Annotated in this window: 13 protein-coding genes; 8 read left to right on the forward strand and 5 right to left on the reverse strand. The window is 68.8% G+C overall.

The features are described from left to right. Positions 1-26: 26 nt before the first annotated feature. From pdxR to J2739_RS24095, 4 genes are all read left to right on the forward strand, one after another. Positions 27-1,562 (forward strand): MocR-like pyridoxine biosynthesis transcription factor PdxR, encoded by a 1,536-nt coding sequence (gene pdxR / locus J2739_RS24080; protein WP_309906401.1) that lies wholly within the window; start codon positions 27-29, stop codon positions 1,560-1,562. A gap of 617 nt (positions 1,563-2,179) precedes the next feature. Continuing rightward, complete coding sequence (gene tauA, locus J2739_RS24085; RefSeq protein WP_309906403.1) at positions 2,180-3,196, forward strand: taurine ABC transporter substrate-binding protein; 1,017 nt, start codon at positions 2,180-2,182, stop codon at positions 3,194-3,196. 15 nt (positions 3,197-3,211) lie between these two features. Next, a complete protein-coding gene (locus J2739_RS24090) occupies positions 3,212-4,000 on the forward strand; it encodes a taurine ABC transporter ATP-binding protein (protein WP_309906405.1) in 789 nt (262 codons plus the stop codon). Beyond that, complete coding sequence (locus J2739_RS24095) at positions 3,993-4,889, forward strand: ABC transporter permease subunit (protein WP_309906406.1); 897 nt, start codon at positions 3,993-3,995, stop codon at positions 4,887-4,889. The genes J2739_RS24090 and J2739_RS24095 overlap by 8 nt, the downstream gene beginning before the upstream one ends. On the opposite strand, the gene J2739_RS24100 is transcribed toward J2739_RS24095, so the two are convergent. After that, on the reverse strand, positions 4,792-5,826 hold the full coding sequence (locus J2739_RS24100) for a LysR family transcriptional regulator (RefSeq protein ID WP_309906408.1): 1,035 nt from the start codon (positions 5,824-5,826) through the stop codon (positions 4,792-4,794). The two genes, J2739_RS24095 and J2739_RS24100, sit on opposite strands and share 98 nt — an antisense overlap. Before the next feature lie 227 nt (positions 5,827-6,053). Between J2739_RS24100 and J2739_RS24105 the strand changes: the two genes are divergently transcribed. Further along, positions 6,054-6,887, forward strand: coding sequence for an alpha/beta fold hydrolase (locus J2739_RS24105; protein WP_309906411.1), 834 nt, complete (start codon positions 6,054-6,056; stop codon positions 6,885-6,887). 14 nt (positions 6,888-6,901) lie between these two features. Then, the gene (locus tag J2739_RS24110) at positions 6,902-7,312 is read left to right on the forward strand and encodes a hypothetical protein (RefSeq protein WP_309906413.1); all 411 of its coding nucleotides are present in this window, start codon (positions 6,902-6,904) and stop codon (positions 7,310-7,312) included. Between the two features lie 43 nt (positions 7,313-7,355). Here J2739_RS24110 and J2739_RS24115 read toward each other — a convergent pair whose 3' ends face one another. The 3 genes from J2739_RS24115 to J2739_RS24125 all read right to left on the reverse strand — a co-directional run bounded on the left by J2739_RS24115 (position 7,356) and on the right by J2739_RS24125 (position 11,979). Next, the gene (locus tag J2739_RS24115; protein ID WP_309906414.1) at positions 7,356-8,069 is read right to left on the reverse strand and encodes a glutathione binding-like protein; all 714 of its coding nucleotides are present in this window, start codon (positions 8,067-8,069) and stop codon (positions 7,356-7,358) included. Between the two features lie 900 nt (positions 8,070-8,969). Next, positions 8,970-10,298 carry an MFS transporter gene (locus tag J2739_RS24120; RefSeq protein WP_309906416.1) on the reverse strand — a complete coding sequence of 443 codons (1,329 nt, stop codon included), beginning with the start codon at positions 10,296-10,298 and terminating at the stop codon, positions 8,970-8,972. 31 nt (positions 10,299-10,329) lie between these two features. Beyond that, positions 10,330-11,979, reverse strand: a complete 1,650-nt coding sequence (locus tag J2739_RS24125; RefSeq protein WP_309906418.1) for a GMC family oxidoreductase — start codon at positions 11,977-11,979, stop codon at positions 10,330-10,332. 138 nt (positions 11,980-12,117) lie between these two features. Between J2739_RS24125 and J2739_RS24130 the strand changes: the two genes are divergently transcribed. Both J2739_RS24130 and J2739_RS24135 read left to right on the forward strand, forming a co-directional pair. Then, positions 12,118-12,906, forward strand: a complete 789-nt coding sequence (locus tag J2739_RS24130; protein ID WP_309906420.1) for an IclR family transcriptional regulator — start codon at positions 12,118-12,120, stop codon at positions 12,904-12,906. Between the two features lie 195 nt (positions 12,907-13,101). Then, positions 13,102-14,604, forward strand: coding sequence for an FAD-binding oxidoreductase (locus J2739_RS24135; RefSeq protein ID WP_309906422.1), 1,503 nt, complete (start codon positions 13,102-13,104; stop codon positions 14,602-14,604). A 78-nt stretch (positions 14,605-14,682) separates the two neighbouring features. Here J2739_RS24135 and J2739_RS24140 read toward each other — a convergent pair whose 3' ends face one another. Then, positions 14,683-15,060, reverse strand: coding sequence for a helicase SNF2 (locus J2739_RS24140; RefSeq protein WP_309906424.1), 378 nt, complete (start codon positions 15,058-15,060; stop codon positions 14,683-14,685). Between the last annotated feature and the right edge of the window lie 70 nt (positions 15,061-15,130).

The following is a 15,130-nucleotide window of genomic DNA, read 5'->3' on the forward strand; positions in this document are numbered from 1 at the left end:
CGGACTGGTCCTAAACTGAAGGCACCATGCCCAATCCCAGAGCCATCCAGTGGGCGCAGCTCTTCGCGCTGCCCGACCAGCCCGGCCTGCCCTTGCAGGGCCGCCTGCGCGCGGCCGTGGTGCAGGCCATCCTCGAAGACCGGCTGAGTCCCGGCGCGCCGCTGCCTTCGTCGCGCGAGCTGGCGGCGTTGCTGGGACTGAGCCGCAACACCGTGACCTCGGCCTATCTGCAGTTGATGGACGAGGGCTTTCTGGAAGCGCGGCCGCGCAGCGGCGTCTTCGTGGCGCACGACGCGCGGCCGCTCACCGCCCAGCCGGCCGAGCCGCTGGTGGGCCGCAGCGGCCAGTCGGGCCAGCCACCCGAGTGGTCGGCGCGCGTGCTGCGCTCGCAGCTCGATCGGCCGACGCTCTCCAAGCCCGACCGCTGGCGCGACTATCCGTACCCCTTCGTCTACGGCACCTACGACCCGCAGCTGTTTCCCACCGAGGACTTCCGCGAATGCTGCGCGCGCAGCCTGGCGCGCTCGCAGCTGCCGCACTGGACGCCGGACTTCGAAACCGACGACGTGCCCGACCTGATCGAGCAGATCCGCACGCGCCTGCTGCCCCGGCGCGGCGTGTTCGCGCTGAAGGAGGAGATCCTGGTCACCCTCGGCGCCCAGCATGCCTGCTACCTGCTGGCCGAGGCGCTGTTCGATGAGCACACGCGCGTCGGCCTGGAGGAGCCGGGCCATCCGCATGCGCGCAACAGCTTCGCGATGCGGAACCCGAAGTGGGTGGAGATCGACGTCGACGACGACGGCCTGGTGGTCGATGCACTGCCGGCCGCCGACTATCTGTTCTGCACGCCTTCGCACCAGAGCCCCACCACCGCCACCCTGAGCCTGGAGCGGCGCCAGTGGCTGCTGCGCAAGGCCGAGCTGCAGGACTTCGTGATCATCGAAGACGACTACGAGGCCGAGAACCTGTACGAGGGCACGCCGATGCCGGCACTCAAGAGCCTGGACAAGACAGGGCGCGTCATCTACGTGGGCTCGGTGTCGAAGAGCCTGTCGCCGGCGCTGCGCCTGGGCTTCATCGTGGCGCCGCGCGCGCTGATCAAGGAGCTGCGGGTGATCCGGCATGCGATGGTGCGCCATCCCAGCGCCTTCCTGCAGCATGCCTATGCGCTGTTCCTCTCGCTGGGGCACCACGAGTCGCATGCGCGGCGCGTCAACCATGCGATGCAGGAGCGCCTCGCGCTGGCGGCACAGGCGCTGCGCGACCACCTGCCGGATTTCGAGTTCAGGCTGCCTTCGGGCGGCGCCTCGATCTGGGTGCAGGCGCCGGCCTGGGTGGATGCGGCGGAACTGGCGCTGATGGCGCGCAGCCATGGGGTGCTGATCGAGGCGGGGGATGTGTTCTTCGCGAAGCCGCCGTATCCGTGTCCCTTCTTCCGGCTGCGCTTGTCGTCGATCGCGGCGGGGCAGATTCCGGCGGGGATTCGGGCGTTGGGGATGGCGGTGCAGGAGTTGGCGCAGGCGCGCGGGGAGAGGTTGAGCGCTACTCCTCGCACGCATTGACATTTGCGCCCTTTTCCTCTTGGGGATCGGGCGCTTTGGCTTTGATTTGTGCGCTGCTGTTGATGAAAGGCCGGAGCCGGGATGTCGCCCCGGCGGGCGAGTCACTTTCTTTTGCTTCGCCAAAAGAAAGTAACCAAAGAAAAGGCGACCCCACTGGCCGCATCCCCTGCGCTTCGCTCCGGGAAGCCTGCGGTGCTCGCTTTTCGCGGGGTCCGCGCAAACTCGCTTCGCTCAAACACGCGCGGCCCTGATCCGCGAAAAGCTGCGCTCCTCGGCTACGGCCAGAGGGGACCTTGACATTGACGCGCCATGGCGCGTCCTTGTGTGGGGCGCGCGGGCGCGCGGGCGCGCGGGCGCGCGGGCGCGCGCGCTGCGGGTCTACGCGCACCTTGCACGCACACACATGCCCACACACACGTTGGCGAGCGCAAACGATGGGCCCTTCCACCTCGCTCTGCGTGCCGAGGAGGGGAAGGGGACGCACCGCCCGCGTGCGGCCCGCACCAGAACAAGGGTAAGTCCCCATCCCCTGGCTCCATGCCCGCTTCGTGGCTGGCACTTCCGGCTCCTACGCGTTGGGTGCAAAGTCCATTCCGATTCACCACCAGGAGAAACGAATGACCATGCCTCGGCGCTTCATCCTTTCATGCGCGGCCCTTTCCGCCGCGATGGCCCTCGGCGCCGCCGCCCAGGCGCAGACCAAGGAGCTGACCTTCGCCCACCAGGACATGCTGGTGCCCCTTCGCCTCGTGATGGAGTCCGGCGAGGTCGAGAAGGCCACCGGCTACAAGATCAACTGGCGCATGTTCTCGGGCGGCGGCGACGTGATCCGCGCGATGGCTTCGGGCGACGTGCAGATGGGCGAGACGGGCTCCAGCCCGCTCACCGCGGCGGCCAGCCAGGGGCAGGACATCAAGCTGTTCTGGATCTCGGCCGACATCGCCGACGCCGAGGCACTGGTCGCGCGCAACGCCTCCGGCATCTCGAGCATCAAGGACCTGAAGGGCAAGAAGGTCGCCACGCCCTTCGTCTCCACCGCGCACTACCAGCTGATGGCCGGCATGAAGATGGACGGCGTGGACCCGAAGACCGTCAACGTGATGAACATGCGCCCGCCCGAGATCGCCGCGGCCTGGGAGCGCGGGGACATCGACGCGACCTTCATCTGGGACCCGGTGCTCTCCAGGATCCGGCCCGGCGGCAAGACCATCGCCACCTCCGGCAGCATCGGCAAGCGCGGCGCGCCCACCTTCGAAGGCATCGTGGTGAACGCCAAGTGGGCCGCCGCCAACGAGCCCTTCATGGTCGCTTTCGTGAAGGCGCTCAACCGCGCCAACGAGGAGTACAAGGCCTCCGGCAAGAGCTGGACGCCCGACTCGCCCCAGACCAAGGCGATGGCCAAGTGGACCAAGGCCGACCCCAAAGACGTGGGCCCGGCCATGGCGCTCTACAGCTTCCCGAGCCTGGCCGAGCAGCTCTCGCCCACCTGGCTGGGCGGCGGCGCGGCCAAGGCGATGGCGAACACGGCCGTGTTCCTCAAGGAGCAGGGGCGGGTGCAGGAGGTCAAGCCCGACTACAGCGGCTTCGTGACCACGGCCTACGTCGAAAAGGCGATGGCTGCGGCCGCGAAGTAGCACCGAGGCGCCCCCATGCCCACACTCGACATCCGCGACCTCACGGTCAACTACGCCGTCAAGGGCGGCACGCTGCAGGCCCTGGCGCCCGTCAACCTGCAGATGCACGACGGCGACTTCGTGGTCGCGCTCGGCGCCTCGGGCTGCGGCAAGACCACGCTGCTCAACTGCATCGCAGGCTTCCTGCCGCCCTCCACCGGCGAGATCCTGCTGGACGGCAAGCCGGTCGCCGGTCCCGGCGCCGACCGCGGCGTGGTGTTCCAGAAGCATGCGCTGATGCCCTGGCTCAACGTGCGCGACAACGTCGCGCTGGGGCTGCGCCTGGCCGGCGTGGCCAAGGCGGAGCGCGACCGCATCGCCGAGGACAAGCTGGCCCTGGTCGGCCTGCAGCCCTACGCCGGGCGCGCCGTCTACGAGCTCTCCGGCGGCATGCAGCAGCGCGTGGGCATCGCCCGCGCGCTGGCCAGCGATCCGGCCGTGCTGCTGATGGACGAGCCCATGGGCGCGCTCGATGCCTTCACGCGCGAGCAGGTGCAGGAGATCCTGCTGAAGGCCTGGTCGAAGTCGAACAAGATGGTGTTCTTCATCACCCACTCGGTGGAGGAGGCGCTGTTCCTCGCCACCCGGCTGATCGTCATGAGCCCGAGCCCGGGGCGCATCTCGCACGTGTACGACCGGGTGCCGTTCTCGCGCCAGTACCTCTCGCACGGCGACTCGCGCAAGGTGAAGTCGGAGCCCGAGTTCATCCGCATGCGCGAAGAGGTCCTGGCCATCATCCACCATCGGGAGGCTGCCCATGCCTGACGCCATCATCGCCTCGCCTGTCGCCATGACGCCACCGGCCGACCCCCCCGTGCAGCCGGCCGTCGCCGCCTCCGGGTCGAAGGGCGGCACCAAGCTCAAGACCAGCGCCTTCAAGGTGCCGGGCGCGGGCTCGAGCGCCACCATCAGCGTGGTCACCGTGGTCGTGCTGGTGGCGCTGTGGTTCCTGGTCACCAACATGGGCTGGGTCAAGCCGCTGTTCCTGCCCTCGCCGCAGGCCGTGCTGCAGCAGTTCTACGAGTACCTCACGGGCCAGGCCAACGACAAGCCGCTATGGCAGCACTTCCTGGCCAGCATGTTCCGGGTGTTCTCGGCCTTCGCGCTGGCCAGCGTCACGGCGATCCCGATCGGCATCGCCATGGGCATGAGCCGGGTGGCCCGCGGCATCTTCGACCCGCCGCTGGAGTTCTACCGGCCGCTGCCGCCGCTGGCCTACCTGCCGCTGATCATCATCTGGTTCGGCATCGACGAACTGCCCAAGGTGCTGCTGATCTTCCTGTCCTGCTTCGCGCCGCTGGCCCTGGCCGCGCGCTCGGGCATGCGCAGCGCCTCGCAGGAGCAGATCAACGCCGCCTACTCGATGGGGGCCAGCTACATGCAGGTGATCCGCCACGTGATCCTGCCCTCGGCCCTGCCCGACATCCTGGTGGGCATGCGCATCGCGATCGGCTTCGGCTGGACCACGCTGGTGGCCGCGGAGATGGTGGCAGCCAACATGGGGCTGGGGCAGATGGTGCTCAACGCCTCCAACTTCCTGCGCACCGACATCGTGATCATGGGGATCGTGGTGATCGGCGTGGTGGCTTACCTGTTCGACCTGCTGATGCGCTGGCTGGAACGGCGGCTGGTGCCGTGGAAGGGGCGAATGTAGGGCACGCCGACTTCGCCTGGCCATCCATCTCCTCGACGGCCTGGTGCATCAGGCCGCGCAGCCAGACCAGGCCCGGGTCGCGGCTGCGGTACTTGTGCCACTGCATCGACTGCGCCATCGCGGGCAGCGGCAGCGGCGCCTCGAAAATCGTCAGCGGCAGGAACTGCCGCGCCATGCGGCCCAGGCGACTCTGGATGGTGGCGATGCGGTCGGTGCCCAGCACCAGGAAGGGCGCGGCAATGAAGCTGAAGGTCCGGACCTCGATGCGTCGTTCCATGCCGCTGCGCTCGAGGAACCAGGTGTCGAGCGTGGGTTGGCCGATGCCGGATGGCTGCACCTCGACGTGGTCGGCCGCCGCGTAGTCGTCCCGGCTCAGCGCGCCGGCGCGGGCGAAGCGGCTTTCGTTCCAGACCGCGCACACGTATTCCTCGTCGAACAAGGCTTCGACCGGATGGTCGGGCGAACAGTAGTTGCGCGGGACCACCATCATGTCCGCCTCGCCCCGGCCGAGCGCGCGCTGCGGCTGGTCCATGTGCGGCAGCGGGCACAGCAGGAAGTGCACGGTGCTCGACTGCCGGCGCGCCAGGGCGAGCAGGTGCGGCATCAGCGTAACGGTGGTGTAGTCGGACACCAGCAGCTGGAAGGTGCGGTCGGAGCGCGAGGGGTCGAACTGCGGCTCGGCAGCCACGGCGCTCTCCACGCGCATCAGCACGTCGCGCACGGCTTCCTTGAGCGCCTTCGCCCGCGGCGTGAGCTCCAGCGTGCGGCCCACCGGCACCAGCAGCTCGTCGTCAAAAAAGGCGCGCAGCCGGGCCAGCGCATTGCTCATGGCGGACTGGCTGAGGCGCACGCGCGCCGCCGCCCGGCTGATGTTGGCTTCGATCAGCAGCGCGTCCAGCGCCACCAGCAGGTTCAGGTCCAGCTTGTTGAAGTGCATGGCGGTCTCCGCCCCCGGCAGCCCGGTCGCAGGTGCCAGGTATTCGTCATATCAATGCGACGCATCGACCGAAATCATTTTACGGGTCGGTCCGGCGCCCATAAGCTCCGCCCCACTTCCAATACCCATACCAGGAGACACGAGCAATGACGGTGCGCCAGAGGGAGAGATCGCAGAAGTCGCCGCCGCTCGGCCGGCAGTCCGCGAAACAGGCCTAGCGGCGGGCCATGCCCATCGAATTGGCGTGCGAGGCCGTCGGCGACGGCCCGCCGGTGATCATCCTGCATGGCTTGTTCGGGGCGGGACGCAACTGGAAGCGGATCGCGCAGGCGCTCGGCAAGACCCACCGTGTCTACCTGCCCGACGCCCGCAACCACGGGGCCTCGCCGCGCGGCCAGGGCATGTCGTATGCGGAGATGGCGCGCGACGTGCTGGCGCTGATCGAGCGCGAGCGGCTCGACCGGCCCTTCGTGGTCGGCCACAGCATGGGCGGCAAGACCGCCATGACCCTGGCGCTGGAGGCGCCGGACGCGGTCGCCGGCGTGGCGGTGATCGACATCGCGCCCGAACGCTACGGCGACCAGTTCTCGCCCTACATGACGGCCATGCGCGGCCTGGACCTGGCGGCCGCCCTGGGACGGCAGGAGGCCAGCGCGGCGCTGGCCCGCGGTCTGGACGGCGATGCGCCGATGGATTTCCTGCTGCCCAAGGCCTGGCGCCACGACGAGCGCTTCGACTGGCGGCTCAACCTGCTGGCAGTGGCCATGTGCATGCAGGACCTGTGCGAGTTCCAGCAGCCCTCGCGCCGGCGCTACGTGGGGCCGGCCCTGTTCATGGCAGGCGCTTATTCGGACTACGTCCGGCCCGAGTCGCACGTTGGCATCGCGCGCATGTTTCCGCAGGCGCGCGTGCACACCATTCCCCACGCCGGCCACTGGGTGCATGCCGACCAGCCGGAGGCATTGCTGCTGACGCTGCGGGATTGGCTGGAGGAAGCCGGCCCGCCGAGCTCGGCCTGGCCACCGGCGTCGTCGCCTGCATCGGCGGCGCGCGCACGATGAGGAAAAAGACTTCGATGGAACCGTCCCTGTCCGACACCGCCCCCCAGCGCGCGCTGGACGGCTTCTGCTCGTACACCGCCTCGCAGGATTGCCTGCACGACCGGCTTGCGATGGTCGGCCCGTGGCCCGAGCAGCCCGGCGGCGATGCGCCGTGTCTGCCGCAGTTGCCGCACCTGCCGCCCGGACTCGTGCTGGCGCACGAGCACGGAAGCGCCAGCGACCGTGCGGCCATCCAGTTCTGCATCGAGGCGGCCAATGCCCTGCTCGGCGCCGCCCGCCAGCTTGCGGAAGAGCCGCCCCACCTGCTGCCGCCGAAGGAGCGGGCGCAGCGGGTGAAGGCGCTGATTCACGAAACCAAGGTGGCCGGCCGGGCCGCCTACCGCGCAGCGCTGACGCTGGCGGGGCAGGAGTGGAAAGAGGAGTGAGGAGCGAGGAGAGCGAGGACCTGCCCCGCCAGCGTGTTCAGCCTCAGCCGGCCGCCGTCCGGCTCGGAATCCCCAGGCCCCGCGTGACCGCGGGGCGGGCCACGAAAGTCTCGAGCGCGCGCTTCACATGCGGGAAGGCGTTGAACTCCACCAGTTCGCCCGCCTCGTAGAAGCCCACCAGGTTGCGCACCCAGGGGAAGGTGGCGATGTCGGCGATCGTGTACTCGTCGCCCATGATCCAGTCGCGCCCCGCCAGCCGCGCCTCCAGCACTTGGAGCAGGCGCCGGGCCTCCGCCACGTAACGGTCGCGCGGGCGCTTGTCGTCGTAGAACCTGCCCGCGAATTTGTGGAAGAAGCCGACCTGGCCGAACATCGGGCCGATGCCCCCCATCTGGAACATCAGCCACTGGAGTGTCTCGTAGCGCCGAGCCGGATCGGCGGGGAGCAGCTGGCCCGTCTTGTCCGCGAGGTAGATGAGGATCGCGCCCGATTCGAAGAGCGGCAGCGGCTTGCCGCCGGGGCCGTCGGGATCGAGGATCGCCGGGATCTTGTTGTTGGGGCTCAGCGAGAGGAACTCCGGGGACATCTGGTCGTGCGTCTCGAAGTTGACCAGGTGCGGCTCGTAGGACAGGCCGGTCTCCTCCAGCATGATCGAGACCTTGACCCCGTTGGGCGTCGGCAGGGAATAGAGCTGCAGCCGGTCCGGATGGGAGGCGGGCCACTTCTTGGTGATGGGGAAGGCGGAGAGGTCGGTCATGGGGCTCCTTGTTTTTTCGGATGGCGCGAGGGGGGATTTTCCCTCGGACTCGTTTCTTGCTCCCGCTCTGGATCCCGCTTGCGGCCGGGGGCGGCGGTGGAGCCTTTGTTCGCTTGGGCTGGCATTGCGCTTTGTTTGAGGCTGGAGCCGGGGCGTCGTCCCGGCAGCCGAGTCACTTTCTTTTGCTTCGCCAAAAGAAAGTAACCAAAGAAAAGGCGACCCCGCTGCGCGCGTCCCTTCGCTTCGCTACGGGCAACCTGCGGTGCTCGCTTCAGGCGGGGTCCGCGCAAACTCGCTTCGCTCAAACACGCGCGGCCCTTGATCCGCCTGAAGCTGCGCTCCTCGGCACGCGCAGAGGGGAGTGGGTCGGGCCGTTGCTTCGCTCGGCCGCCAACGGCCTCGCTGCGCGAGGCCTGGACGGGCGCATGCGCATGTGCACGGACCTACGCATACGTATGAGCATGAGCATGGGCTTGGGCATAGGCATGGGCATGGGCATGGGCATGGGCATGGGCATGGGCATGGGCATGGGCATGTGGAGGACGTGCATGGCATGTGTTTGCGTTTGCGTTTGCGTTCGCGCAGCGTGAGCCAAGACCTGCAGCGCACGTCTACACAAGGACGCGCCATGGCGCGTTGGTGTCAAAGTCCCCTCTGGCCGTAGCCGAGGAGCGCAGCTTTTCGCGGATCAGGGCCGCGCGTGTTTGAGCGAAGCGAGTTTGCGCGGACCCCGCGAAAAGCGAGCACCGCAGGCTTCCCGCAGCGAAGCGCAGGGTCGCGGCCAGTGGGGTCGCCTTTTCTTTGGTTACTTTCTTTTGGCGAAGCAAAAGAAAGTGACTCGCCCGCCGGGGCGACATCCCGGCTCCGGCCTCAAACCATGCGCAAGGGCAAGAACAAGACTCACCGCCCCGCCCCTCCCACACTGAACGACCGCCCCTCCACATGTCCCACCGCCCCCGAGCGCCCGATCAGCCAAGCACAAAGCGCCGACACCACCCCCGCGAACAGCACGTACAGGCAGATCTGCCACGGCTCGCCCCCGCCCGATCTGAGCAGCGCGGTCGCGACGATGGGCGTGATGCCCGAGGCGAAGATGCCCGAGAACTGGTAGACGAAGGAGATGCCGGTGTAGCGCACCTTGGCGTCGAAGAGGTCGCAGAAGAGCGCGGCCTCCGGCCCGTACACCGCGGCGTAGAGGATGCCGAAGGGCACGATGATCGCGAGCCAGACCAGCAGCACGTTGCCGCCGCTGTGCGTCATCAGCCAGAAGCCGGGGAAAGCGGCGACGGCGGTGATCAGCGAGCCCCACATGTAGACCCGGGGCCGCCCCAGCCGGTCCGACAAGCGCCCGAAGAAGGGGATGGTGAAGATCATCACCACCGCCGCCGCCATCACGCCCAGCAGCGCCTCGGTGCGGTTTATCTTGAGCGTGCTGGTCAGGTAGTTGATCGAGAACACGCCGAAGATGTTGAAGAACACCCCGTCGATATAGCGCGCGCCCATGCCCTTGAGCACATTGCCCGGGTAGCGCCTGAGCATGTCGGTGAAGGGGATGCGCAGCTCGGCGTTGCGTGCCTTCACCGCCGCGAACTCCGGCGTCTCCTGCACATGCAGGCGGATGTACATGCCCACCGCCACCATCACGCCCGACAGCAGAAAGGCCACGCGCCAGCCCCAGGCCAGGAACTGCGCATCGGTCAGCAGGAAGGACAGCAGCGCCACCACGCCCGAGGCCAGGCACAGCCCGATCGCCAGGCCGATCTGCGGCAGCGAGGCGTAGAAGCCGCGCTTCTCCTTCGGCGCGTACTCGTAGGCCATCAGCACCGCGCCGCCCCATTCGCCGCCGAGGCCGATGCCCTGCGCCACGCGCAGCAGCAGGAGCAGCACGGGCGCGGCGACGCCGATCTGGGCATAGGTCGGCACCAGCCCGATCAGGAAGGTGGCCAGGCCCATGATCATCAGCGTGAGGATCAGCATGCTCTTGCGGCCGATCTTGTCGCCGAAGTGGCCGAAGATCACGCCGCCCAGCGGGCGCGTGACGAAGCCGACGGCGAAGGTGGTGTAGGCCAGCAGCGTCGACACCACCGGGTCGCTGCCCGGAAAGTAGAGCTTGTTGAACACGATGCCGGCCACCACGCCGTAGAGGAAGAAGTCGTACCACTCGATGCTGGCGCCCACCAGCGCGGAGGCCACGACCCGTCGAATCGCTTTCTCGTCCGTTGCACTCATGTGATGTCTCCGATGAACTTCGTTGTGGAACTCAGCGTGCGAGGGCGCCGGCGGTGGCGTCCTCGCGAATCAGGTCGACGGCCTTTTCGGCCATCATCACGGCCGGCGCATTGGTGTTGCCCGAGACCAGCGTCGGCATGGCCGAGCAGTCGACCACGCGCAGCCCGCCGATGCCATGCACGCGCAGGCGCGCATCGACCACCGCGAGCGGATCGCTGCCCATGCGGCAGGTGCCCGTGGGGTGGAAGATGGTGGCGCCGTTGTTGCGGCAGAACTCCAGCAGGTCGGCATCGCTCGTCGCGTCCGGCCCCGGCTTGATCTCGCGCTTGACGTAGGGCCGCATCGCCGGCGCGGCGGCAATGGCGCGCGCCGCCTTCACGCCGGCCACCGCGGTCGCGCGGTCGAGCTCGGTCGCGAGGTAGTTGGGCTGCATCTCCGGCGGCTCGGCCGGGTCGCGCGAGCGGATGCGGATATGCCCGCGCGACTCGGGGCGCAGCTGGCAGATCGACAGCGTGAAGCCCGACCACGGGTGCACCTTGCCGCCGGCCATGTCGGCCGACAGCGTGGCGACGTGGAACTGGATGTCGGGCGTGGCCGCCACGGGCTGCCCGTTCGCATCAGCCAGCGCGCGCATGAAGCAGCCGCCCTGGTTGATGCCCACCGCCAGCGGGCCGGTGCGGTGCAGCAGCCATTCGAGGCCCATCTTTGCCTGGCCGAACCAGGAGTTGAGCTGGTCGTTGGTGGTGATGGGCTTGGCGCATTCGTAGCCGAGGCGGATCTGCAGGTGGTCCTGCAGGTTCTCGCCGACGCCGGGCAGCTCGTGGACCATCGGAACGCCGCGCTGCTCCAGCACGGCGCGCGGGCCGATGCCCGAGAGCTGGAGGAGCTGCGGCGACTGGATCGCGCCCGCGCAGAGCAGCACCTCGGCGCGGCAGCGCGCGGTCTTCGCCGCGCCGCCCTGCGTGTAGCGCACGCCGGCCGCGCGGCGGCCTTCGAACACCAGGCCCGTGGCCAACGCCTGCGTCGCGATGCGCAGGTTGCTTCGGCCCTTCGCCGGATCGAGGTAGGCCTTGGCCGTGCTGCAGCGCCAGCCCTGGTGCGTCGTGAGCTGGTAGTAGCCGGCGCCCGCTTGCTCCGCGCCGTTGAAGTCTTCGGTGCGCTTCACGCTCAACGGGCCGATCTGCTGTGCGCCTTCGATGAAGGCCTCGATCAGCTCGTGCTTCGCGCCGATGTCCGACACCTTGAGCGGACCGTCCGCGCCGTGGAAGGCATCGGCGCCGCGCTGATTGCCTTCGGACCGGATGAAGTAGGGCAGCACGTCGTCGTAGCCCCAGCCCGCGTTGCCCAGCGCCGCCCAGTGGTCGTAGTCCTCGCGTTGGCCGCGGATGTAGATCAGGCCGTTGATGGCGCTGGAACCGCCCAGCGTCTTGCCGCGCGGCCAGTAGATGCGGCGGCCGTTCATGTTTGGATCGGGATCGGTCTCGAAGCGCCAGTTGTAGGTGGGGCTCCACATCGTCTTGCCGTAGCCGATGGGCAGGTGGATCCACAGCGAGTTGTCGGCCGGCCCGGCCTCCAGCAGCAGCACCCGCGTCGCAGGGTCTTCGCTGAGCCGTCCGGCCAGCACGCAGCCGGCCGAGCCTGCGCCCACGACGATGTAATCGAACTCTTCTTCAACGGGCATGCAGGCTCCGGGGGATGGAACAATCGCTTCGGTCGTTCGATGCTAGGCGATAGTTTTTCGGAACGCAACGTTCCACTTTAGAGGTTTACCCGTATGACGCGTCCTGTGCGCACATCTGCTGCTGCCCCTGCTGTTGTCTTGAAGAAGCGCCCCGCGGCGCCCGCGCCCGAGGCCGATGAGCCTGCCACCGGTTCGTCGGCGGAGCGCAGCCTGCGCCTCCTCGCGCTGCTGGCGAGCGAGGGCCGCGCGCTGTCGCTGGCCGAGCTCGCGGCGCAGCTGTCGCTGCCCAAGGGCACGGCGCACCGCATCTGCACGCAGCTGCTGGCGACCGGCTTCCTGGCGCGCGACGTGGACGAGCGCGTGTTCAGCGTCGGGCCGGCGCTGCGGCAGCTCGCCTTCGACACGCTCAACCACGGCGTGGTGCGCGGGCTGCGGCACGAGGTGCTGTCGGAGCTGGTGCGCCAGGTGGGCGAGACCTGCAACTTCACGACCCTGGACGGCGTGCAGGTGCTGTACCTCGATCGCGTCGAGGCGCAATGGCCGCTGCGGCTGACGCTGGACGTCGGCGCGCACGTGCCGCTGCATTGCACGGCGAGCGGCAAGCTGTTCCTGGCACAGATGGAGAAGAAGGACCGCGACGCCGTGATCGCGCAGATCACGCTGACGCGCATGACGCCCAACACCATCACCGATGCGGACAAGCTGCGCGCCGAGTGCGAGGCGATCGCGAAGCGCGGCTACTCGACCGATCGAGAGGAATTCATCGCCGGGCTGGTGGCGGTGGCGGTGCCGGTGTTCGATGCGGCGGGGCGGCCGCGTGCGGCGATGGCGGTGCATGCGCCGACGGCGCGGATGACGATGGAGGACGCGGTGAAGCGGATCGGGGCGTTGAGGGAGGCGGCCAAGAGAATGGGCAAGCTGCTCTGACGATGACACTCTCGCGCATCGCTTGCCCGCAGTGACGACGCCCGAGGCACGGCCTCGTCGCTCGCTCCATGGTGTACGCTGTGTTGGCCTCGGCCTTCGGCGACCGCATGTGGAGGTCGCTTCCAGGATTCATCTCAGCTTTCAATGACTCGGGCGCCATTCGGTGCCGGGGCATGCCGATCTTCGGAGCAAACGATGTCGATGGAGTCCCTCAAGATCACCCCCGGCGACCCGCGCTACCTCGCCGTGCTCGACAAGCGCTTCAACAAGCGCTTCGCCGCCGCCCCTGACCATGTCCGCCTCGTCCACTCCACCGAGCAGGTGATCTCCGCGGTCGAAGACGCGGTCGGAGAAGGCCTGCGCCTCGCCGTCACCAGCGGCGGCCACTGCCTCGAGGGCTTCGTCTGCGATCCCGAGGTGCGCGTCATCATCGACGTCTCCCCGATGAAGCGCATCTACCACGATCCCGAACGAAGCGCCGTGGCCGTGGAGGCCGGGGCCACGGTGGGTGAGACCTTCAAGGCGCTCTTCGACAACTGGGGCGTGGTGCTGCCCCTCGGCGAGTACCCGGGCATCGGCATGGGCGGCCACGTGCCCGGCGGCGCCTTCGGCTTTCTGTGCCGCCAGCTCGGACTCGCCGTGGACTACCTCTACGCGGTCGAAGTGGTCACGGTGGACGCGGGCGGCAAGGCGGTCCCGGTGATCGCGACGCGCGAGCTCTCCGACCCTCACCGTGAGCTCTGGTGGGCGCACACCGGCGGCGGCGCCGGCAACTTCGGCGTGGTCACCCGCTACTGGTTCCGCGCGCCCGGCGCCTTCGGCGACGAGCCCGCGAGGCTGCTGCCGCGCGCGCCGGAGTCGATCACCACCTTCAAGGCCGAGTGGGACTGGCGCGACATCGATGCCTCCTCGTTCCTGCGGCTGCTGCGCAACCATGGCACCTGGTGCGAGCGCAACAGCAACGCCGATTCGGCCTACGCCTCGCTCTGGACGCTGCTGGAGGTCCATCGCCGGCAGTTCGGCAAGATCGTCCTGCGCGGCGTCAGCACGGCCGATGGCGACGCCGGCCGGCAGGTGGACGAGCTCGTGGCCGCGCTCAGCGAAGGGCTGCTCGCGCCCGGCGAGCGCGAGTTGGCGCGCATGTCCTGGCTGGCGTTCGCGCTCGATCCCTTTCCCGATCTCTTCGGCATGCCGCCGGGCGGCGTGAGCGTGAAGGTGAAGGATGCGCTGCTCAAGAAGCGTCTCGACGATCGCCAGATCGGCATAGCCTACGCGCACCTCACCCGCAGCGATCTCGACGTGATGGGCGGCATGCTGGGGTTCGCGAGCTATGGCGGGCGGATCAACACTGTCGCGGCCGACGCGACCGCCGCGGCTCAGCGCGAGTCGATCCTCGACATGGCCTGCAGCACGGGCTGGCTCGAGCCGGGCGAAGAGGCGGCGAACCTGGCGTGGGTTCGCGCCTTCTATGCCGATCTGTTCGCCGGCAGCGGCGGCGTGCCGATCCCGGGCGAGGCCTGCGACGGCGCCTTCATCAACCACCCCGACACGGACCTCGCGGACCCGGCCTCCAACAACTCGGGCGTGCCGTGGCACACGCTGTACTACCAGGCGGGCTACCCACGCCTGCAGCGGGTGAAGGCGCGCTGGGACCCGCGCAACGTGTTCCGGCATGCGCTGTCCGTCCGGGTTGCGTGATCGCAGGCCGGTGCGGGGGAGTCGGACGTCCCTGCGCGAAGGGCGTCCGACTCCTGAGACGCGACGGGCCGGCTTTGCTCACAGCGGCAGCTGATCGCCCCGGGCAGCGGCGCGGGCCTGCGTGCGGACCGAGGCGCGATCAACGGTTCCGGTCGTCATGTGCGCCACGCCTTGCCCATAGCCTTCGGCATAGGGATTGGCGCTGTGCGCGGCCGCGACCGCGCCTTTGCGCACGGCGGTGCGCCCGGTCGAGGCGGTCATCGTGGGCGTGACGCGCGACGAGACGGCTTCCGCGTAGGGGTTCTCGCTGCGCGCCGCGACCATGGCTTGCGCGTGCACGTCGGCGCGGCTGTTGGCCGAGACCGGCGCGTGCACGCCATCGTAGGTTTCGGCCTGTGCGCCGGCAGCGGCGAGCAGCGAGAGAGCGGCGGCGGCAATGATGTTCGAGGTCTTCATGTCGGGTCCTTTCGAATAGCGTGGATGTCGAGTCGGTCAGTGGATCGTCGGCCCCGCCTTTCGAAGCGGG

It is taken from the genome of Variovorax soli, assembly GCF_031454625.1.
Classification (GTDB): Bacteria; Pseudomonadota; Gammaproteobacteria; order Burkholderiales; family Burkholderiaceae_C; genus Variovorax; species Variovorax soli_A.